This window comes from Pseudomonas sp. NY15374, assembly GCF_048068255.1.
Lineage (GTDB): Bacteria > Pseudomonadota > Gammaproteobacteria > Pseudomonadales > Pseudomonadaceae > Aquipseudomonas > Aquipseudomonas machongensis.
The window spans coordinates 1-468 of the sequence record NZ_JBLUPZ010000029.1; the positions used below are offsets into that span (position 1 = coordinate 1).

Annotated in this window: 1 protein-coding gene; it reads right to left on the minus strand. The window is 66.0% G+C overall.

Features of this window, described 5'->3' with window-relative positions:
• On the minus strand, positions 1–353 hold a 353-nt coding region (locus ACNFHO_RS27390), incomplete at its 3' end, for a hypothetical protein (RefSeq protein ID WP_416767971.1).
• Positions 354–468 lie beyond the last annotated feature (115 nt).

Below are 468 nucleotides of genomic sequence, written 5' to 3' on the forward strand. Positions count from 1 at the left end.
GTCAGCAGATCGCGCGCCAGCCGCTCTAGTACTGCGTCAGGGCAGGGCGCGGCCATCACCTCGTGGTACACGTTGTGCGCATCGCTCGCGTCGCGGCGCCGTGCGGCCAGAAGAAGCCTGCCCACGGCACTTGGGCTGGTGATGCCTGGCGATGCGTGCTCGTCCACGGCCTGGGCGAAGCGCTCGTAGGTGACACCGCGGATCTCGCTGCCAACCTGGAACGTCGCATCGGCGCCACGCAGAAGCTGATGGAACATGTCCTGAATCCAGATCTCGCCCGCCCCGGCCTGATCACTCACCGCCGGCGGCGTCCGGTTGTCGTACTCAAACTGTGCTGCTCGAAGTGCGCCCATGGCGTCCTCCAGATTGGTTGTGCGGCCGCATTGGTCAGGAGCCAGGCGCGGGTGACCAAACCCACCGTGAAAGGTGGCCTGGCGCCTGCCAATGCGGTCGTATGTGAAGGGAAGG